The organism is Andreprevotia chitinilytica DSM 18519, from assembly GCF_000711875.1.
Lineage (GTDB): Bacteria > Pseudomonadota > Gammaproteobacteria > Burkholderiales > Chitinibacteraceae > Andreprevotia > Andreprevotia chitinilytica.
In genome coordinates this window covers 256,271-275,194 of sequence record NZ_JONM01000002.1, presented here as the reverse complement: position 1 = coordinate 275,194, position 18,924 = coordinate 256,271, and the positions used below count along the sequence as shown (strand labels likewise).

General features: G+C 60.2%; 19 protein-coding genes. 12 read left to right on the top strand and 7 right to left on the bottom strand.

Annotated features, from left to right (window positions below; all coding sequences use genetic code 11):
- Nucleotides 1-29: 29 nt before the first annotated feature.
- The 3 genes from BR41_RS04085 to BR41_RS04075 form a co-directional block, all read right to left on the bottom strand.
- Nucleotides 30-374 (bottom strand): hypothetical protein, encoded by a 345-nt coding sequence (locus BR41_RS04085; protein ID WP_035053132.1) that lies wholly within the window; start codon nt 372-374, stop codon nt 30-32.
- A 71-nt stretch (nt 375-445) separates the two neighbouring features.
- The gene (locus tag BR41_RS04080) at nt 446-799 is read right to left on the bottom strand and encodes a hypothetical protein (protein ID WP_156970550.1); all 354 of its coding nucleotides are present in this window, start codon (nt 797-799) and stop codon (nt 446-448) included.
- 59 nt (nt 800-858) lie between these two features.
- The gene (locus tag BR41_RS04075; protein ID WP_156970549.1) at nt 859-1,194 is read right to left on the bottom strand and encodes a hypothetical protein; all 336 of its coding nucleotides are present in this window, start codon (nt 1,192-1,194) and stop codon (nt 859-861) included.
- Between the two features lie 390 nt (nt 1,195-1,584).
- On the opposite strand from BR41_RS04075, the gene BR41_RS04070 reads away from it, so the two are divergent.
- The 4 genes from BR41_RS04070 to BR41_RS04055 all read left to right on the top strand — a co-directional run bounded on the left by BR41_RS04070 (nt 1,585) and on the right by BR41_RS04055 (nt 5,752).
- Nucleotides 1,585-3,951, top strand: a complete 2,367-nt coding sequence (locus BR41_RS04070) for a heavy metal translocating P-type ATPase (RefSeq protein ID WP_035053127.1) — start codon at nt 1,585-1,587, stop codon at nt 3,949-3,951.
- 160 nt (nt 3,952-4,111) lie between these two features.
- Nucleotides 4,112-4,318, top strand: a complete 207-nt coding sequence (locus BR41_RS04065) for a heavy-metal-associated domain-containing protein (RefSeq protein WP_035053125.1) — start codon at nt 4,112-4,114, stop codon at nt 4,316-4,318.
- Nucleotides 4,305-4,655, top strand: a complete 351-nt coding sequence (locus BR41_RS04060) for a metal-sensitive transcriptional regulator (RefSeq protein WP_035053123.1) — start codon at nt 4,305-4,307, stop codon at nt 4,653-4,655. Before BR41_RS04065 ends, BR41_RS04060 begins: the two co-directional genes overlap by 14 nt.
- A gap of 128 nt (nt 4,656-4,783) precedes the next feature.
- Complete coding sequence (locus BR41_RS04055) at nt 4,784-5,752, top strand: hypothetical protein (RefSeq protein WP_051710051.1); 969 nt, start codon at nt 4,784-4,786, stop codon at nt 5,750-5,752.
- Nucleotides 5,753-5,970: 218 nt separating this feature from the next.
- On the opposite strand, the gene BR41_RS04050 is transcribed toward BR41_RS04055, so the two are convergent.
- Nucleotides 5,971-6,981, bottom strand: a complete 1,011-nt coding sequence (locus BR41_RS04050; protein WP_035053121.1) for an alpha/beta fold hydrolase — start codon at nt 6,979-6,981, stop codon at nt 5,971-5,973.
- Between the two features lie 133 nt (nt 6,982-7,114).
- Between BR41_RS04050 and BR41_RS04045 the strand changes: the two genes are divergently transcribed.
- The 3 genes from BR41_RS04045 to BR41_RS04035 are packed head-to-tail and all read left to right on the top strand — an operon-like array spanning nt 7,115 to nt 10,748.
- Nucleotides 7,115-7,483 (top strand): DUF805 domain-containing protein, encoded by a 369-nt coding sequence (locus BR41_RS04045; protein WP_035053120.1) that lies wholly within the window; start codon nt 7,115-7,117, stop codon nt 7,481-7,483.
- Complete coding sequence (locus BR41_RS04040) at nt 7,480-9,702, top strand: FAD-binding protein (protein WP_035053118.1); 2,223 nt, start codon at nt 7,480-7,482, stop codon at nt 9,700-9,702. The genes BR41_RS04045 and BR41_RS04040 overlap by 4 nt, the downstream gene beginning before the upstream one ends.
- A gap of 2 nt (nt 9,703-9,704) precedes the next feature.
- Nucleotides 9,705-10,748, top strand: a complete 1,044-nt coding sequence (locus tag BR41_RS04035) for a hypothetical protein (protein ID WP_035053116.1) — start codon at nt 9,705-9,707, stop codon at nt 10,746-10,748.
- Nucleotides 10,749-10,845: 97 nt separating this feature from the next.
- Here the strand turns inward: BR41_RS04035 and BR41_RS04030 are convergent, their stop codons facing one another.
- Nucleotides 10,846-11,304 (bottom strand): GNAT family N-acetyltransferase, encoded by a 459-nt coding sequence (locus BR41_RS04030; RefSeq protein WP_051710048.1) that lies wholly within the window; start codon nt 11,302-11,304, stop codon nt 10,846-10,848.
- A gap of 337 nt (nt 11,305-11,641) precedes the next feature.
- On the opposite strand from BR41_RS04030, the gene BR41_RS04025 reads away from it, so the two are divergent.
- The 5 genes from BR41_RS04025 (at nt 11,642) to BR41_RS04005 (ending at nt 17,314) form a co-directional block, all read left to right on the top strand.
- Nucleotides 11,642-13,621, top strand: coding sequence for a TonB-dependent receptor domain-containing protein (locus BR41_RS04025; RefSeq protein ID WP_084186825.1), 1,980 nt, complete (start codon nt 11,642-11,644; stop codon nt 13,619-13,621).
- Nucleotides 13,622-13,777: 156 nt separating this feature from the next.
- Complete coding sequence (gene cobO / locus BR41_RS04020; protein ID WP_035053112.1) at nt 13,778-14,395, top strand: cob(I)yrinic acid a,c-diamide adenosyltransferase; 618 nt, start codon at nt 13,778-13,780, stop codon at nt 14,393-14,395.
- 281 nt (nt 14,396-14,676) lie between these two features.
- The gene (locus BR41_RS04015) at nt 14,677-15,555 is read left to right on the top strand and encodes a cobalamin-binding protein (protein ID WP_035053110.1); all 879 of its coding nucleotides are present in this window, start codon (nt 14,677-14,679) and stop codon (nt 15,553-15,555) included.
- Nucleotides 15,552-16,538, top strand: a complete 987-nt coding sequence (locus BR41_RS04010) for a FecCD family ABC transporter permease (protein WP_035053109.1) — start codon at nt 15,552-15,554, stop codon at nt 16,536-16,538. The genes BR41_RS04015 and BR41_RS04010 overlap by 4 nt, the downstream gene beginning before the upstream one ends.
- Before the next feature lie 8 nt (nt 16,539-16,546).
- Nucleotides 16,547-17,314, top strand: coding sequence for an ABC transporter ATP-binding protein (locus BR41_RS04005; protein WP_211251653.1), 768 nt, complete (start codon nt 16,547-16,549; stop codon nt 17,312-17,314).
- A gap of 234 nt (nt 17,315-17,548) precedes the next feature.
- On the opposite strand, the gene BR41_RS04000 is transcribed toward BR41_RS04005, so the two are convergent.
- Nucleotides 17,549-17,884 (bottom strand): hypothetical protein, encoded by a 336-nt coding sequence (locus BR41_RS04000; RefSeq protein ID WP_035053105.1) that lies wholly within the window; start codon nt 17,882-17,884, stop codon nt 17,549-17,551.
- 140 nt (nt 17,885-18,024) lie between these two features.
- Nucleotides 18,025-18,846, bottom strand: coding sequence for an undecaprenyl-diphosphate phosphatase (locus tag BR41_RS03995; RefSeq protein ID WP_035053103.1), 822 nt, complete (start codon nt 18,844-18,846; stop codon nt 18,025-18,027).
- Between the last annotated feature and the right edge of the window lie 78 nt (nt 18,847-18,924).

Here is an 18,924-nt window from a genome sequence, read left to right as displayed (position 1 = left end):
ATTACTTCACCCCCATGCACTACACAGACTTAATTTGTCACCAAGAAGAAAGCCGGATCGGGTGAATTCGAACTCGTCGGCACTTGGTTGCAGGTATAGGTTGGTCCCGCGTAAAACACTTCTGCCGTGAGCTTGGTCGCCAGGGCCATCATCGCCTGAGCCTGCCAGCTCTTGCATGCAGAAACGGTCGTTCCGAAGCGGCTTTGATTGACATTGCACAAGACAATCCAGCCTTGCCCCCAATCTGGATTGATTGCCAAATCACCACTTTGATTCACGTAAACACCATTCACCTTGCCCGCACACATCGTATCTGCCACCGCGGTGCCAGCCGACAGCAAAAGCAGGCAAGAAATTAGTAACGACTTCATCATGAAACACTCCGAATTTAATGACCAATCATCAATAGCGCAACACTGGGTTACATCTCAACCAACTCAATACACTACTGCAAAATCATATAGCCAATATGGCAATAGCCATTCTGAATATTGGTGTACAGCGTAACCGTGCTCCCAGTGGCCTTGGCTTGCATGAGTGCCGCCGCATACATCTTGAAATTGTCATCTGCAACATTCAGATACGCCCAGCCACTTCCTTGGCTTGCAGTGCAGAGGCCTGCGGAATCAAGAATGACACGCAAACCAAAATTATTACCGTCCGTAATATGCAACTGCAGGATTTTGCCGCTGGCAGAGGTATCCCAAGCCAATGCATTCGCGGAAAAAATCCCTGCCACCACTCCAAGCAGCACTGTTACTTTACGGAGACACATAGAAACAGATTTAATTGAACCCATGTCTTCCTACAACTTAGCTATGGTTATTTAAATTGATTTAACAACTTGCAAGCGGTGCATTACATGACCAATTGAACATCATTTACATCCTCACCGTCTGACCAAAGCCCGCAAATACCTTTCCCGGTGATGTTTACCATCTTCCCGGTAGCTGCGGCTTGCATGAGCAAGGCCAGTTGCTGTTTGACGGTTGGCGTGTTGTTATTGATATTCCCAAGCATCCAATAAGGCATGACAGCACATGCCGGCCGACCAGCATTGACACCATTGATCATGAAATAAATCAATCCATCTGACTGCCGAATATCAATGTATTGGATCGTTCCAGAAGTCGTTCCTGCTTGGGCTACCAAGAAACAAAAAGCAAACATCAAACCAATCAGAATATTTTTCACGCTCATCTCACCGGCAAATATTTATATGAATTATCTGAGCAATTTAGCAAAAACCCGGCACAACGCTTTTCATTGGCCGACATACCGCCTGAACATTTCAATTCATTCCGCTCGTTTCAGTTGTTAACCGTTACGGGCGCAACTATCGGACGAGCATTGCCACTGGACACCACCTTTCGACGAAACCATACACAACAAAAACGTTGACCACAGATTTTTGAAATATTCCAGACAGCAAACCGGCGAATCATGCCCATGACATGGGCTCGGCGTCAACACCACTGACCAGTAGTTACGTCAATGCAACAGCTCACCAGCCTAGCAAGTCCCTTGCATTTACCCCCTAAGGGTATAATACACCCCCAACAGGTATCTACCAGAGTCCGCACCATGACCACCACCATCAGCCTCCCCATTACCGGCATGAGCTGCGCCGCATGTGCCGCTCGCATCGAAAAACAGCTGAACAAGCAGCCCGGCGTGGCGGCGACGGTGAACTTTGCGACGGAGTCGGCTGAGATTCGCGCTGATCTCGGCCAGACCGGCATCCCGCAGCTGATCGACACCATCCGCAACACCGGTTACGACGTACCGCAGGCCAGCGTTTCGCTTGCGCTGAGTGGTATGACTTGTGCAGCGTGTGCGGCACGGATTGAGAAGGTGTTGAACAAGCTGCCGGGCGTGAGTGCTGCGGTGAACTTTGCGACCGAGACGGCGGAGGTCACCTTCCCTGCTGGCAGCATCGAGATCGATACCCTGCTCACCACGGTGCGCCGTACCGGTTACGACGCGCATGTCCTCAACGAGGCGGAATCGCCGCAGGCGGATCAAGAGGCAGCATTACGCCTTGCACGCAATCACGTGTTGTTCGCGGCGATCTTCACCTTGCCGTTGCTGCTGGAAATGCTCGCCATGTTCACCGGCATGCATGAGGTGATTCCGCGTTGGGCGCAGTGGGCGTTGGCGACGCCGGTCCAGTTCTGGCTGGGTTGGCGTTTCTATCGCGGCGCGTATCTGTCGCTGCGGGGTGGTGGGGCGAATATGGATGTGCTGGTCGCGCTCGGCACCAGCATGGCATATGGCTTTTCTGCGGTGGTGACGGCGTTGGGGCTGCATCATCAGCATGTGTATTTCGAGGCCAGCGCCGCGATCATCACACTGATCCTGCTTGGCAAGTGGCTAGAGGCCCGCGCCAAGGGCAAGACGGCCGGGGCGATTGCGGAGTTGCTGGCGCTGCAGCCGAAGACGGCGCGCATCGAACGTGATGGGCAACTGATCGAGGTACCGATCACTGCGCTGAATGCGGGCGACACGGTCATCGTCCGGCACGGCGAAGCGGTGCCGGTGGATGGCGAGGTGCTCGATGGCCGTGCCGCAGTGGATGAGAGCTTGCTGACCGGAGAAAGTCTGCCAATAGAAAAGATCGTGGCGAGCAAGGTGTTTGCAGGTACGCGCAACACGGATGGCATGCTGAAAATCCGCGCCGAGGGCGTTGGTAGTCATACGCAGCTGGCCGATATCGTGCGGCTGGTGCGGGCCGCGCAGGGTTCGAAAGCACCGATTCAGGCGTTGGCGGATCGGGTGTCGGGCGTGTTCGTGCCGGTGGTGATGGCCATTGCCGCGCTGACGTTCTTCGCCGCGTGGGGCATCACCGGTTCAGCCACGATTGCGCTAGTCAACGCCGTTGCGGTAATGGTGATCGCCTGCCCGTGCGCACTCGGCCTTGCTACGCCAACCGCCGTGATGGTCGGCATCGGGCTGGGGGCCAAGCACGGCATCCTCTACCGCAACGCTGCTGCGCTGGAGCGCGCCGAGAAGATTGGTGTGTTGGTGGTGGACAAGACTGGCACGCTGACCGAAGGCAGGCCGCGTGTGACGCGAATCGTGCCGTTGGGTACGGCGGATGAAGCAACCATTTTGCAACTGGCGGCCAGTCTGGAAGCAGGCTCTGAGCACCCGTTGGCGCGAGCGATCTTGCAGGCGGCGAACGATGCCAAGGTGACATTGGCGAATGTCGTCGACTTTGCCGCGACTGCCGGTCATGGCGTAACAGGCCGGGTCGATGGTGCAGAAATCCGTGTCGGCGTGCCGCATTGGGTGGCTGGTCTGGCGGCCCCTATTACTAATCAGTTAGAACAATTGGCAGCCAATGGCGAAACGGTGATCGGCGTAGCCAAAGAGGGGCAATGGCTCGGCTTGATCGCGTTGGCGGATATGCTGCGCGCCGATGCGCCAACCACTGTTACCACGCTACACAAGCTAAGCATCGAAGTAGTCATGCTCACGGGCGACAACCCACAAACCGCCGCCGCGATTGCCCGGCAAGCCGGCATCACCCGCTGGCAGGCGCAGGCCCTGCCGCAGGACAAAGCGGCCTTCATCACACAGTTAAAGAAAGAAGGAAAAATCGTCGCGATGGCCGGCGATGGCGTAAACGATGCCCCCGCCTTGGCCGTTGCTGATGTGAGCTTTGCGATGCACTCGGGGAGCGATGTGGCAATCGAAGCGGCGGATGTGACGCTGATGCAGAATCGTCTGGCTGCGGTGGTCGATGCGATTTCCTTATCGCGCGCCACCTTGAAGAAAATCCGCCAGAACCTATTTTTTGCCTTTATCTACAATACGCTCGGCATTCCGCTAGCGGCGTTGGGATTGCTCAACCCGGTGATTGCCGGCGCGGCGATGGCGATGAGCTCGGTATCGGTGGTGAGTAATTCGTTGCTGCTGCGGCGTTGGCGAACAAGACCCACACCTTGAACCACAGAGGGCACAGAGAACACAGAGGTTCACAGAGAAAATCAAAACCGATTGAGAGGAAAACCTGTAGGAGCGAGCTTGCCTTTCTCTGTGTTCTCAGTGTCCTCTGTGGTCCAGGATTTTAGATTTTGTATTTACCCCCTCACCCAAGGAGAACCCCATGGAAACCACCACCATCAAGATCGGCGGCATGAGCTGCAGCGGTTGCGTCCTCACCCTGACCAGCGTACTGGGCCGTTTGCCCGGCGTTCAGCTGGCGGATGTGAGCCTGGATCGCGGCAGCGCCACCATTCAGTTCGACCCGTCCAAGGTCAAGGTCGAGCAGTTCCAGGCCGCCATCGAGAACGCCGGCTATGACCTCGTCTGACGCAACTCAACCCACGGCCGGGACGGACGACGATTGTTGCGCGCCACCGGCCGATGCGAGCGGTCACCACGTCACCCGGCCGGACAAGAAAGCGTTGGTGTCGCGGCTCAACCGCATTGGCGGGCAGATTCGCGGCATCACGCAGATGGTGGAGGACGATCGCTACTGCGTGGATGTACTCACCCAAATCGCCGCCACCCGCGCCGCGCTCGATAGCCTGGCGATGCGGCTGCTGGAAACGCATGCGCATGGTTGTGTTTCCAAGGCGATCCGTGACGGGGATGGCAGCGTGGCGATTGATGAATTGATGACGGTGGTCGCCAAGCTGCGCACTTGAGCGATATGCCGCAAGGCCGTGCCGCATTTGGTTGATCGCGCTCCTATGATGACAAGATCATCTCGGGTTTTCCGGGTTGCGCGATCTGGAGCGATGCCATGCCAACATGCGCGAAACGGTTCCTCCTCATGCGGACACTGCGGCCCGGCCTGCTCGCTGCCGTCTTCGGCATCGCCAGTCTGGCCGCGCTGGCTGACGAGTTCACGGTCGATGCTGGCATGATGCGGCGCGAAGACCGGGCAGACAGTTCCTACGCTTGGTCGGCGAGTTACCTGCACCCGTTCGGCGAACACATCGCTGGCAGTTTTTCCTGGTTGAACGAGGGGCATGTGCGGCACCACCATCGCGATGGCTACAGTGCGCAAGTGTGGCTGCGCAGCACACCGATGCTATCCGACCATCTGATCCTCTCGGCCGGCGTCGGCCCCTACCGCTACTTTGACACCCAGCAAGCCCGCTTCGGCAACACCTACGCCAACAACCATGGCTGGGGCACCGTCTACAGCCTGGCCGCTACTTGGCAGGCGCAGAACGACTGGCTTTACCAACTGCGCCTGAACCACATCAGGACCATCGGCAGCATCGATACCACTTCGCTGGTGTTCGGCGTGGGGTATCAACTCACGCCGGATAACACCGGCTCCTCCAGCGATATTGGCGAGGCGAATCAACGCGAAATCGCCGTGTTCGTCGGCCAGTCGATCGCCAATGACCTCGACAAGAACACCGGTTTTGCCAGCAGCGTGGAGTACCGGCAAACCATCAGCCCGTGGATAAAAGCATCGGCTGCGCTGGTGAATGAGGGGAACAATCAGATCAGGCGCCGCAATGGTGCGATTCTGGAAGGCTGGCTGGAGCCGGAGTTTTTCAAAGGCCGCGTCAGCCTTGGCGTGGGTGCCGGCGCGTATATCAGCATCGACCACCGGGATGTAGCCGGCGACACCCGCAATTACAGCGATGTATCCGGCATCGTCACCCTGACCGCCAGCTACCGCGTCGCCGATCACTGGCGCGCCCGGCTGGATTGGCACCGCATCGTGACGACGTATAGCAAGGATGCGGACATTGTGTTGCTGGGGGCTGGGTATCAGTTTTGAGGGAATTGTGCGGATACCCCATCGTTTCCGGCCGCCGAAGCAGCATGGGTATCACTTCGTTCAACACATCCTACGAGTCGCGCTGTGGTTTTCTCCCCTCGCCCACTTAGTGGGAGAGGGGCTGGGGGTGAGGGTACTTGCCAAGGACCGCGCCCTTTTCCCCACCCTCTCCCTAACCCTCTCCCACTAAGTGGGCGAGGGAATAAAAAGCAATGGCGCTACAAGGCCGGCGCCCGCTTGCGCAAAAACCCCAACAACGCCGCATTGAATGCATCGTTATCTTCAATCTGCGGGATATGCCCGACGTCATCGAGCACGGTCAGCTGCGCGTGTGGTAATAGCGTGGCGATGAACTCGCCCTGGCTGAGCGGCGTCACCGCATCGGTTTTGCCCCACAGCAGCAACGTCGGCAACGCCAGCGCGTGATAGGCAGCCGGGTTACTGGCGCCGGATGGCTGGCCGGTGGCAAAGGCCAGCGCCCAATCGCCGAACGCTTCGGTCGTATCGGCATAACTGAATGGCTTTTGATAGATGGCGACGCGTGCTGGCGTTAGCACCTCGTGACGGCTGGTGAATTGCTCCAGCACCCAACTGGTGAGCAGCGGATTGGTGGCAGTGGTGGCAATCACCGCATTGCGTAGCGGGCCGATTTGCAGGGCGATGTTGATGGCCTTGGATGCACCGGTTTCCGGCGCGGGCTGCAAACCCAGCGCCGCATCAACCAGCGCCAATGCCTTGAAGCGTTGCGGTGCATCCATCACTGCCTGCACCGTTGCTCGTCCGCCGAACGAATGGCCGACCAGTACGGTTTGCTTCACGCCCAAGCTATCCAGTACACCAACGATTCGTTTGGCTTGCGCCTCGGTGGAGTAATCGCCATTGGCCGGCCGTTGCGAATAACCGAACGGCGGCAGATCGATGGCGATGGCGTGATAGCCGGCGGCGGCCAAGGCGGTCATGGTGGGCCGCCATGTTTCGCTCCAGGCTCCCGTGCCGTGAATGAACAGCACCGGCTGACCATTCGCCGGCCCAGCCTCCTGCACGAACATTTCCACATCCGCCGCTTGCACCCAGCTCCCGCTCGATGGCGCGACCACGTGGCGCTCGCCGGTTTCACGCAGTTGCGCCGCAAAGCGGAATCCAGCCAACGTGCCCACCACCAGCAAAAGCACGATGACCAAAAGGGTGAGGCAGGTTTTGAGCAGGCGGCGTAAGAGCGTAACCAACATGGCGGATCAATCGCGGCGAAAATCGTAAGCGTAACGATGAAGTGAGCAAAAGTCTTACGAAATTACTACACAGTTGCAAATTCAGCCTGACCGACACAGTATTCCGGCGAATCAACCCGGATATTGACCCGTCATGGCTGCACTTTCCCTGCTGTTCTCGTTCAAGGCCCGATTGGCGCGTGGCAGTTGGTGGCTGACCGCCATTGCGCTGGGTATCACGTTCACGGTGCTGTTCGTGTTTATCGAAGAAGTGATCGGCCGCGCCGAGACCTTGGCGCTCTATCCATTCTTTTTCTGGATTGCGGCAGCGATCTCGGTCAAGCGTCTGCACGACGCCGGCAAGACCGGCTGGTGGTTGCTGATTCTGATCATTCCCATCCTCGGGCCGTTGTGGCTGTTCATCCTGCTGGCCTTCAAGCGCGGCACGCCGGGCGAGAACCAGTATGGCGATGACCCGCTGACCGTCGATGCCGATTACCTGAAAGTGAAGATCAACCCATGAACCCGGAACTGATCGTCAACGACGTCACGCAGCTCAACCCGGTGCCGGTATGGGCGATTGCCACGCCGACCAGCATCGATGAAGTACAGGAAGCGCTGCGCCGCACCACCGGGCCGATCTCGGTTGGCGGCGGGCATTTCAGCATGGGCGGCCAAACCGCCAGCCCCGGCAGCCTGCATCTGGACATGCGCAAATTCAACCGCGTGCTGTCGTTCCAACCGCAGGAAAAGCTGCTGCGCGTGCAAGCCGGCATCCGTTGGTGCGATATCCAGAAATTCGTCGATCCGCATGGGCTGTCGGTCAAGATCATGCAGACCTACGCCAACTTCACCGTCGGCGGCTCGCTGTCGGTGAACGTGCATGGCCGCTACATGGGCCTCGGGCCGCTGATCCTGTCGGTACGGGCGATCAAGCTGGTACTGGCGAATACCGATATCGTCGACGCCACGCCCACCCACAACGCGCATCTGTTTTACGCTGCCATCGGCGGCTATTGCGCCATCGGCGTGATCGTCGAGGCCGAGCTGGAGTTGGCCGACAACGCCCGCGTCGCCCGGCAGGCAGTGAAGATGCCGATGGCCGCCTACCACGGCTGGTTCAAGAAAAACGTGCGTGATGCGCAAGGCGCGGTGTTCCACAACGCCGACATCTACGCCCCGCATTACAGCAAGGTCCGCGCAGTCAGCTGGTTTGAAACCAAGCACCCGGTGACGGTACCGCATTCGCTGCAACCGCATCGCCGCGCTTATCCGCTGCAGAACTACTTTCTGTGGGCGGTTTCGGAAACGCCGTTCGGCAAGTGGCGGCGCGAGTATCTGATCGACCCGCTGCTGTATCTCTCCAAGCCGGTGCACTGGCGCAATTACGAAGCCGGTTACGACGTGGCCGAGCTGGAGCCGCCATCGCGCAAGCACCGCACCTATGTGCTGCAGGAATACTTCATCCCGGTGGAGAAACAGGCCGAGTTCATCCCGAAGATGGCGGAGATCCTGCAGCGGCATCGGGTGAACGTGCTCAACATCTCCATCCGCCACGCCCGGCCTGATCCCGGCTCGCTGCTGGCGTGGGCGCGCAGCGAAACCTTCGCCTTCGTGCTCTATTACAAGCAGCGCACCCGTGTGAACGCCCGCAACCGCGTGGCGGTGTGGACGCGCGAGCTGATCGATGCGGCATTGGAAGTCGGCGGCAGCTATTACCTGCCCTACCAGCCGCACGCCACGCCGGAACAATTCCACCGCGCCTATCCGCGAGCCCACGAGCTGTTCGCCCTCAAGCGCGAGCTCGATCCCGACTACCGCCTGCGCAACGTGCTGTGGGACAAGTATTACGCGCCGACCCTGCATCCTTCCCCCGGAAAAACCATGCCGAACAGCGATTTCCACGTTGTCTATGACGATGTCTCCTGGCAGGACAAGTTCTACCTGTTCCTGCAGAACATCTACCACCTGTACCCGGAAGATCGTTTCCACACGCTGATCATCGAAGCGACTGCCAAGCATCAGGATGACGAAGCGATCTACCGCTGCATTCAGGATCGCCTGCCGACCATCAAGCCGTTCCTGTCCGAGCTGACCTACGCCCTGCCTGCGCTCGCCAAGCAGAAAAAGGAAATCACCCGCCAGACGCTGCAATTGCTCGGCGACAAACGCAGCATCGACGGCTACGTGGAAATCGGCAGCCCCGGCCGTTATCTGAGCCATCTGCGCAAGGCGCTCAAGATCACCGGCGACATCGTGCTCATCAATGAAACCGAGCCGAGCAATTCGCCGGTCGACATCGTCGAGCGCGGCGGGCTGACCAAGCTCGGCCGCTACGTACCGCTGAACGATTACGAGCCCATCCCCGCCAGCGCGATTGCCGATGCCAGCGTCGAGCTGGTCACGGTCTACATCGGCCTGCACCACATCGCGCCGGACAAACTCGCCGCCTACATCGCCTCGCTGCATCGCATCCTCAAGCCGGGCAGCCTGCTGATCCTGCGCGATCATGATGTGACCCACCCGGAGATGTTTGCCTTCGTCTCGCTCGCGCATGCCGTCTTCAACGCCGGCCTAGGCGCGCCGTGGGAAAACAACGCCGCCGAGCTGCGCCATTTCGTTTCGGTGGATGAATGGGTCAACCGGCTCGAAGCGGCCGGCTTCAAGGACAACGGCCAGCGCATCCTGCAGGCGCACGATCCGTCGTTGAACGTGTTGATGGCCTTCACCAAGGTAGCCTGAGCATGCGACGCCTCTTTGCCCTGTTGGCCTTGCTGATCAGTTTCAATGCATTGGCCGAGCCGGCGACGCCGGCTGCGCCCTTCACACCAACAGCAGACCGCCGCACCGAAGACCAGACCTTCCTCACCTTCCCCGAATGGTTCCTCGTCCACAGCCCGGCCGAATACGCCGCCTATGTCGGCAAGGATCGACCAATCAGCGACTTCCCGTTCTGGGGCCATATCGGCCAGTTATGGGGCAGCTACGCCAAGGTCACCGAAGCGACCAAACCGTATGCATTCAACTTCGGTTACCACGTGATGATCATGGTGATCGCCAGCAGCACCACGGTGGAATACGGCCTGCGCTCGGCCTACGAAACGCTGATCGGCCGCTTGTCCGAGCTGACCCGCAGCGACGAACCGACGGCGGAAGACCGCTACGCCGCGCATATCGCGCAGGACTATGTGGACTTCATCCGCCGCCTGCCCTGGTATCAATACGACTTCGTCGCCGCGCTCAAGGGCGTGTGGCAAGACACCGGCTACGGCGGCCCGAACCTGATCCGCAAATGGGAGCGCAAATACGCGCTGACCACCGAGTACGGCATCAAGGCGGTCTATGGCTACCTGATCAAGCTGGCGACTGGCGCGGCCTATGATGTTGCCGCACTCAACACCATCGTCGTACTCGACCACGCCCCCGTCAGGCCTCCTGCCGATCTGCCGGACTACAAGCCGCTCAAGGCATTGCCGAACAACGAACAATTGGCCAGCCTGCCGCGCTATGAAGCGTTCAAGGTCTACTCCGCCGCGCTCGCCAAGCAAGGTGTGAACTTCGCGGAGATCGCCGGCAATGGACCGAATGCCAAGCTACTGATCACCGTGCTGTCGCCCCGAAGTTGGGAGACATTGCCGGCTGGTAACAGCGTGCTGTTCGTGCAGCCGGTGCTGACCGATCCGGCGCGCAAACGGGTGGCGCTGGTGACGACGGTGGCGGGGTTGGGGGATACGTTGCGATCGTTGGCTAAGGGGGGGATCGAGGTCGAACACGTTTACGATTATTAGTCGCGCGCCTGCTTGGCTCCCCTCTCACATCCCGTGCAAGGCTTTAGCCTTGTTCAGGGAAAGTGGGAGAGGGGACAAAACCACTGTTCAGCCCCTCCTACCAATCCACGCGGCGTTCATACAGTACATCCGGGCAGCGCTCTTCGTTGTCTGCGCCATCCGTAAACACGATGGGCACGAAACCAAATCGCTCATAGAGCCGTCTCGCGCCGCTGTTGACCTGAAACACACGAAGCCGCACCGGGTACGCCACGCCGTCCAGTGCGTGCGTCAGCAACGCCGTGCCTGCTCCCTGCCCAACAGCCCCAGGCTGAACGTATAGCTGATCAATCCACAGGCAGCCATCGGCATTGGAGGTAGCCACAAACCCGACGATCTCCCCGGCGAATTCGGCAACGGTGACGCTGCCGGAAGGCAACAACAGGTGTTCCACCCACGCGCGGACTTCCTCATCGGAATGCGCCAATGGCGCAAAGGACAGAAATGTCTTTCGTGAAGCGAGGTAAATCTGCGCGACAGCAGCCGCATCGAGGTGTGTTGCAAGTCGCAGGTGCATGGGGTGGATGCCGGAGATTGGAGGTGATGTTGGCCGGGTCATTTGACCTGTGTTGGGCGAAGTATGGATCACTGCCGAGTTTGCGGGTTACGCCTTCAGCTAACCCGTGCTGCGGTTTTCGCGTGAAAAGCGCCGCTATTTGAACTGATCCCACGGCATCTTCGGCGGGTAGGTTGGGCTGTGCAAAGTCAGTAGGTTGAGTTGAGCGCAGCGAAGCCCAACATGCCTGGTCATTCGGCCATTGCAAACGTTGGGCTGCATTTCATTTAGCCCAACCTACCAAGCTGGGTTAAACGAACAGCCATCCGGTACAATCCGGCCGTCCAAGGTGCCCGTCATGCCGTCGGAATCCAGTATGCGGATTCGCTGCACCTCGCCCAAACCCGATTCCCGCCATGCCCAGCGCGTGGCTGTTGGAGATAGCACTGCAATGCCGTTCCACCGCGCCCTGTTTATTCCCTTCGTGCTGACCAGCCTTGCCGCCAGCGTATCGGCCCTCGCCGCGGATTTTTATACGCTGCCCGATGTGGTCGTTACCGCCAGCCGCTTGCCACAGCCGATGCGCGATGTGATCGGCGATGTCACCGTGCTCACGCAGGAAGACCTCTCCCCCTACCGTGCGCAATCGCTGGCCGATGTGCTGGCCGATCAGCCGGGTGTGCAGGTCACCAGCAACGGCGGGCCGGGCAAGACCACCAGCTTCTTCATTCGCGGCGCCAATACCGAACAGACCGTGGTGTTGATCGATGGCATTCGCTATGGCTCGGCCACGACGGGCCAGACCGCGATCCAGCATTTGCCGGTGGCGCAGATCGACCGGATCGAAATCCTGCGTGGTGCGGCGGCCAGCCTGTATGGCGCGGATGCCATTGGCGGCGTGGTGCAGGTGTTCACCAAGCAAGGCGGCAAAGTCCCCCATTACGGCGCGGAAATCGGCTGGGGCACACAGGGCACGCGTGAGGCCAGCGCCAATTTATCCGGCAGCGTAGGTAGCACACGCTATTCGATCGGCATTGCCCACAACCAGACCGATGGCGTGAGCGCGCTGATCAACCCGAACAACAGCCGCTATTACGGCGATCTGGATGGCTACGAAAACACCAGCCTGAGCTTCTCTGCCAGCCACAAGATCGACGAGCGCAATGAGTTCGGCGGCAGCGTGTTGGTGACGCAGTTCAAGAACCACTTCGATAGCTCGTTCTTCGATATGACGACCTTTACCGAGGGCGCGCAAAGCTACGACTACCGCAATACGGGCACCAATGGCTCGGCCAATCTGTGGAGCCGTAACCGCATCACCGAACACTGGACCTCCACCGTGCAGGCAGGCGTGAGTGTGGACGAGGACAAGAGCTACTCGCCAACCTCACTGACCAACTACACCGATCACATCGACCGCTTCAAAACGCAGCAGACCCAGCTCTCGTGGCAAAACGCCATCCGCGTCGGCCCCGGCATTGCCACGCTGGGCGCGGAAACGCTGCAGCAGAACGTGAGCAGCACCACCGCGTTTACCGTCGATTCGCGCCGCATCAACAGCGCCATGGGCGGCTACCTGATGAAGCTGGAAGACTGGACGCTGCAAACCAATCTGCGCTACGACCACAACTCGCAATTCGGCGGGCGCACCACCGGCCTCTTCGGCGTGGCACGCGAGCTGGGCGACTACTGGCAGGCCGGCGGCAATTTCGCCACCGGTTACCATGCGCCGAGCATCAACGATCTGTATTTCCCGTTCGATGGTCTGGAGCGGGGCAACCCGAACCTGAAACCGGAAACCTCGACCGGCGGCGAGGGCTTCCTGCGTTTTCATGGCGACATCCTGAACGCTGGCGCGACGGCGTATCGCAACAAGGTGAAGAACCTGATCACCTGGAGCCCGGACAACACCGGCATCTATACCCCGATGAACGTCGGCAGCGCCTTGCTCGAAGGCATCACCCTCAAGAGCGATCTGCAGTTCATGATCTGGCGCTTTGGCGGCAGTTACGACTGGCTCAAGGCCACCGATGCCAGCAACGGCAAATGGCTGCCGCACCGCGCCCGCAATTCGGGGCTGGTCTACGCTGGTTTGAAGCAGGGCAAGCTGGAAGTGCGCGGCGAAATCAAGATGGTGGGTTCCCGCTTTGACGATACCGCTAATACGGTCAAGCTCGATGCCTACAAGGTCGCCAACATCATGGTCAGCATGGCGCTGGGCAAGAACCTGACCGCCAGCGCGCGCTTCAACAACCTCAACGGCGCGCAATACCAGGAGGCCAAGGACTATGGCGTGCTCGGCCGCAATGTGTTGTTCACCTTGAGCTGGCAGCAGTAAGCGCAGCAACCCAAACCCTGCTGGCGGTGTTGTGCTCACTTGCCGTACGTTGAGTACTGTCTGCGTTTCGCACGCCTTGCCAGCACCGCTTCGCTGGATTTGGGTTGCTGCGCAAAATCGGCGTGCTATCGATGAAGCGCAACCACGGAGACCCGCATGACCGATCCCAAGGATAACGCCGAACGCAATGCCCGCCACACCACCCGCATGGCGCGCAAGAAGGCGCTGATCGATGCGCATATCGAAGCGGCCGATACCGATACCGGTGTGCTGCTGGTGCTGACGGGCAATGGCAAGGGCAAGTCGTCGTCCGCCTTCGGCATGGTGGCCCGCGCCCTTGGCCACGGCCTGAAGGTGGGCGTGGTGCAGTTCATCAAGAGCCGCACCGACACCGGCGAGGAAGCGTTTTTCTCCCGCCAGCCGAATGTCGAATGGCATGTGATGGGCGATGGCTTTACCTGGGATACGCAAGACCGCGAGAAGGACACCGCCAAGGCGCAAGCGGCCTGGGTCATCGCGCAACGCATGCTGGCCGATCCGGGTTTCGATCTGGTGGTGTTCGATGAGCTGACCTACGCGATCAGCTATGGCTATCTGGACGCCGACACGGTGCAGCACGATTTGATGTCGCGCCCGGACATGCAGCACGTCGTCATCACCGGCCGCGCCGCGCCGACCTCGTTGACCAGCATCGCCGACACCATTACCGATATGCGGGCGGTGAAGCATGCGTTTGATGAGGGCGTGCGGGCGCAGAAGGGGGTTGAGTGGTGAGGGGATGGGCTGGCCGACCATGGAAAGCCAACTCTTTGCCTCAAGGGCTGGTGCTTGCTGTCCCCCCCTTCGCGGTGGCGTGCGAATCTTTGATTCGTTCAGCCATGAGGGGGCTAGGGGGGATTTCGGTTCAACCTCAACCATTCAGCTCTCAGGAAACAACTCGGCAAATCCAGCTTCAGCGCCTTAAAAGTGTGAATGGCTGGACATCCGCCAAAATCCCCCCTAGCCCCCTCATGGCTGAACGAATCAAAGATTCGCACGCCACCGCGAAGGGGGGGATGCGATGGTTGACTCGTCAGCGAGCCTTGCTACTGCAGCTCTTCCTTGCTCTCGCCAGCCTCCCCACCCAAGCCGCCGTCACCACCCAAGACGACCTCGGCCACACCATCACCCTGCCCACCCCGGCCCAACGCATCATCAGCCTCGCCCCGCATCTCACCGAAGACCTGTTCGCCATCGGCGCGGGCGGCAAGATCGTCGGGGCGGTCAATTACAGCGATTACCCGGCAGCGGCGAATGCCATCCCCCGTGTTGGCGGTTACAACGGCTTTGATCTGGAGCGCATCCGGGCGCTGAAACCGGATCTGATCGTCGCCTGGAAATCAGGCAACCCGCCGCGCCAGCTGGCTCAGCTCGATACGCTGGGCATCCCCGTCTTTTACGACGATGCCAGAACACTCGGGGATGTGCCGACGGTGCTGGAGCGGCTGGGCATGCTGACTGGCAATACCGTAGCGGCCCGCGCCGCCGCAGATACCTTCCGCCAGCGCATCATGGCGTTGGCGAAATATTCCAAGCGCCGACCGGTGCGCGTGTTCTATCAGGTGTGGGATCGGCCGCTGATGACGATCAACCGCCAACAGATCATTTCTGATGCGCTGTTTTTGTGTGGCGCGGTCAACGTGTTCGGCGACCTGCCGGCGCTGACACCCACCGTCGATGACGAGGCAGTGCTCGCCGCCAATCCCGAGATGATCGCGACCAGTGGCGACGCCGGCACACAAGCGCTCGCGCATTGGCAAAGCTGGCCGAATCTCGCCGCCGTGAAAAACAAGCAACTCGTCATCCTGCCTCGCGATGTGCTGGTGCGCATGGGGCCACGGCTCGCGGAAGGCACCGAAGCGCTGTGCCAAGCGGTGGATAAAGCACGGCAATGACAGCGCCGCTGACCCGCGCCCGGCTCGCACTCACCTTGATCGCCATTGCTGCGCTCACGCTGTGCGCCGTCGTCGCCAGCCTGTGCATCGGCAGCACCAGCTACCGGCCGTGGCAGTTGTGGGATGGCAACCCGGATGCGGCGCTGGTGCGGGATGTGGTGTTCTCGCTGCGGCTGCCACGCACATTGGCTGCGCTGGCCGTGGGTGGACTACTGGCATTCGCCGGCACGTTGCAGCAAATCCTGTTGCGCAATCCGCTGGCCGATCCTTATGTACTCGGTACGGCGGGTGGCGCCAGCGTCGCTGCGCTGCTGGCCTTGCTGCTCGGGATGGGGGCTGGTGCGTTGGCGTTGCCAGCGGGCATCGGCGCGCTGCTGACGACCTTGATCGTGTTTGCACTGGCAGGCCGTGATCACTCCACGCGCCAGACCCGTTTACTGCTAACCGGCATTGCGCTGGCCTCGTTCTGCGGCGCGCTCAGCTCCCTGTTACTGAGTCTGGCGCCGGATGGCCTGCTGCGTGGCATGTTGTTCTGGCTGCTGGGCGATCTGGCTGGCGCACATTGGCGGCTGGCTGCGATCAGTCTGGCTCTGCTGCTGGCACTCGTCTGGCCGTTTGCCCGTGATCTCAACTTGCTCAGCCACGGCATGCAATCCGCGCATGCGTTGGGTGTCGACCCGCGCCGGCTACGCTGGCTGCTGTATCTGGTCGCCTCCGCCGCGACCGCCGTCGCCGTGACGACAGCTGGCGTGATCGGCTTCATCGGACTGATCGTGCCCAATGCCCTGCGCATCGCGCTCGGCCACGATACGCGGCTGTTGCTGCCGGCCTCCGCACTGACCGGCGGTGCGGTACTGCTGATCGCCGACATCGTTTCACGCGTGATCCTCGCGCCGCAGCAATTGCCAGTGGGGGTGATCACCGCGCTGGCCGGCGTGCCGCTGTTTCTGTGGCTGTTGCAGCACCGGGGTGTGCAACGATGAACCCCTTTGTGCCGCATCAACTCCAGGCCCGTGGGCTGACGTTGCGGATGGGCGAGCGCACGCTGGTCGAGGCGCTCGATCTCAGCATCCAGCCCGGCGAATGCTGGTTGGTACTGGGCGAGAATGGGTGCGGCAAAAGCACCCTGCTTGCCACGCTGGCTGGTTGGCTGAAGCCGGCGACCGGCTCCGTCCGGCTCGACAACCAAGCACTTGGCAACTGGCCGCCCCGGCAACGCACGTTGGCGCTGGCGTGGCTGGCGCAGCATGACGACAGCCCTTTCCCGCTCACCGTGCTGGAAAAAACCCTCACCGGCCGTCATCCGCATCTGGGCCGCTGGGATTGGGAAAGCGCCGACGATATCGCGCTGGCCAAACAACAACTGGCACGGCTCGATCTGGCCGGGCTGGAAGCACGCGACCTTGCCACGCTGTCTGGTGGGGAACGTCGTCGCGTCGGGCTAGCGGCTGTCTTGACCCAGCAAGCGCCGCTGCTGCTGCTGGATGAGCCGTTGTCACAGCTCGACTTGCGCCATCAGCAACAAACCTTGGCCGTGCTGCGCGAAGAACGACAGGCCGGGCGGGCACTGGCTGTGGTGAGCCATGATCCCAACCACGCGCATGATTTTGCCAGCCACGTGCTGCTGCTGTTTGGTGATGGCCGTTGGCTGGCTGGGCCGGTAGCGGATGTGCTGACCGCTGAACATCTGTCGGCGCTCTATCGCTACCCGGTCACTGCGCTGCAGCGAGATGGCATGGCGTGGTTTGTGCCGGCGTAAAGCCATCCCAATCTGATCCGGTACGCATTCTGTAGGAGCGAGCTTGCTCGCGATCGGCAATGGTGGCATTTCCAATGTCGTCATCGCGAGCACCCCAAGGGTATTTCCACGCTGAGCGATGCCGAGGCATCGCACGCTTGCGGGGCACAAGCTCGCTCCTACAAGGTTCTTCCCTGACAAAAACAAACACCCGCCAAGGCGGGTGTTTGTTTTTGGGCCAGGGCAGCAACCGAATTACTTGCCGATTTCCTTGCTGGTCTGGTTTTCCTGCTGATTCAGCACTTTCTGCTCTTGCTTGGTGATGTGGCCGCCGTTCTGCTTGGCCATATCGCGTTCTTCCTGGCGAATGTTGCGATCTTGCTTGTGCAGCTGACGCGCCTGCTTCTTGCTCAGATCGCCCTCTTTCACTTCCTGGTGGATGCGCTTGTCCTGATTATTCAGGCGGTTATTCACTTGCTCGCGGCGCGGATGTTTCTTTTGCCATTGGGTATCAGCCATGGCGCTGCCAGCGGCAAGCGCAGCGATGAGGGAAACGACCAGGGCTTGGGCAGTGTGCTTGAACGTCAACATGGTAAGGCTCCTCAGTGCTTTGATGGGTGGGCGATTGCGTTCGCCCTGTACCCATCAACGCCCCCGTCGACACGGTGGCTTACAACCCAAATTTTTCCGGGTGTAACACTCTGTGTAACCGTCCAGATGATGACAATTGCTTATTTGATCAGCGTTGTACCCAGCACCAGCGCGCCCACCACCCAGCAATAGATCGCAAACGGCCGCATCGCGTTGACTTCATGCTTCCTGAACCAGCTCATCAACGCCCACACGCTGAAGTACGCCACCACGCCCGCGACCACGCCGCCGATGATGGCGGTATTGAACGTCGCCGCATCAGCCTGACGGGCGAGCTTGGGGAGTTCCAGCACGCTGGCACCGACGATGATCGGGGTAGCCAGCAGCATCGAGAAACGCGCCGATGCGCCGTGGCTCAGCCCGGCCCAGAACCCGGCCACCATGCTGGCGCCCGAGCGGGAGAACCCCGGGACCAGTGCCAGCGACTGTGCAAGACCAACCAGCAACGCTTGGCCATAGCTCAACTCGGTCAATGCCTTGCGGCCACGGCTTCTGGCACGCTCGCCCGCAAACAGGATCACGCCGTTCACCATCAGGAACATCGCAGCGAAGGTCACATTGGCGAACATGCCCTTGAGCGCCTTCTCGAAGATCAAGCCAAGGATAGCGGCCGGAATCGTGCCAACCAGCACCAGCATCAGTTCACGCCGGGCGACTTGATCCGCGTTGAACAGGCTGCGGGCATAGGCAATCCAATCCTTGCGAAAGAACAGCAACAGAGCAACTGCCGTGCCCAAGTGCAGCAACACCACGACCGGCAGGAAGTGCAGCTTCAGGAATTCCGGGGTGAGATTCCAGCCAAATGCCCAAGGCGTAAGAACGGCATGGGCCACGCTGGAAATCGGAAACAGCTCGCTGATGCCCTGGATGATTGCAAGCAGGATGGTCTGGAACAGTGTCATGGAATTAGCTCGAAATGGCTCGGGTGGAAAAAGTTGCCGGGATTGTACTCCGGGCCATGCTGGTAGCGTGTGACGAGA

Bases quoted from the DNA above. Each gene is read 5' to 3' on its own strand.
- BR41_RS04050 (WP_035053121.1), bottom strand. From the start codon at position 6,981: ATGTTGGTTACGCTCTTACGCCGCCTGCTCAAAACCTGCCTCACCCTT.
- BR41_RS04045 (WP_035053120.1), top strand. From the start codon at position 7,115: ATGGCTGCACTTTCCCTGCTGTTCTCGTTCAAGGCCCGATTGGCGCGT.
- BR41_RS04060 (WP_035053123.1), top strand. From the start codon at position 4,305: ATGACCTCGTCTGACGCAACTCAACCCACGGCCGGGACGGACGACGAT.
- BR41_RS04085 (WP_035053132.1), bottom strand. From the start codon at position 374: ATGATGAAGTCGTTACTAATTTCTTGCCTGCTTTTGCTGTCGGCTGGC.
- BR41_RS04030 (WP_051710048.1), bottom strand. From the start codon at position 11,304: ATGCACCTGCGACTTGCAACACACCTCGATGCGGCTGCTGTCGCGCAG.
- BR41_RS04055 (WP_051710051.1), top strand. From the start codon at position 4,784: ATGCGGACACTGCGGCCCGGCCTGCTCGCTGCCGTCTTCGGCATCGCC.
- cobO (WP_035053112.1), top strand. From the start codon at position 13,778: ATGACCGATCCCAAGGATAACGCCGAACGCAATGCCCGCCACACCACC.
- BR41_RS04065 (WP_035053125.1), top strand. From the start codon at position 4,112: ATGGAAACCACCACCATCAAGATCGGCGGCATGAGCTGCAGCGGTTGC.
- BR41_RS04000 (WP_035053105.1), bottom strand. From the start codon at position 17,884: ATGTTGACGTTCAAGCACACTGCCCAAGCCCTGGTCGTTTCCCTCATC.
- BR41_RS04040 (WP_035053118.1), top strand. From the start codon at position 7,480: ATGAACCCGGAACTGATCGTCAACGACGTCACGCAGCTCAACCCGGTG.
- BR41_RS03995 (WP_035053103.1), bottom strand. From the start codon at position 18,846: ATGACACTGTTCCAGACCATCCTGCTTGCAATCATCCAGGGCATCAGC.
- BR41_RS04010 (WP_035053109.1), top strand. From the start codon at position 15,552: ATGACAGCGCCGCTGACCCGCGCCCGGCTCGCACTCACCTTGATCGCC.
- BR41_RS04080 (WP_156970550.1), bottom strand. From the start codon at position 799: ATGGGTTCAATTAAATCTGTTTCTATGTGTCTCCGTAAAGTAACAGTG.
- BR41_RS04015 (WP_035053110.1), top strand. From the start codon at position 14,677: ATGCGATGGTTGACTCGTCAGCGAGCCTTGCTACTGCAGCTCTTCCTT.
- BR41_RS04070 (WP_035053127.1), top strand. From the start codon at position 1,585: ATGACCACCACCATCAGCCTCCCCATTACCGGCATGAGCTGCGCCGCA.
- BR41_RS04035 (WP_035053116.1), top strand. From the start codon at position 9,705: ATGCGACGCCTCTTTGCCCTGTTGGCCTTGCTGATCAGTTTCAATGCA.
- BR41_RS04025 (WP_084186825.1), top strand. From the start codon at position 11,642: ATGCCGTCGGAATCCAGTATGCGGATTCGCTGCACCTCGCCCAAACCC.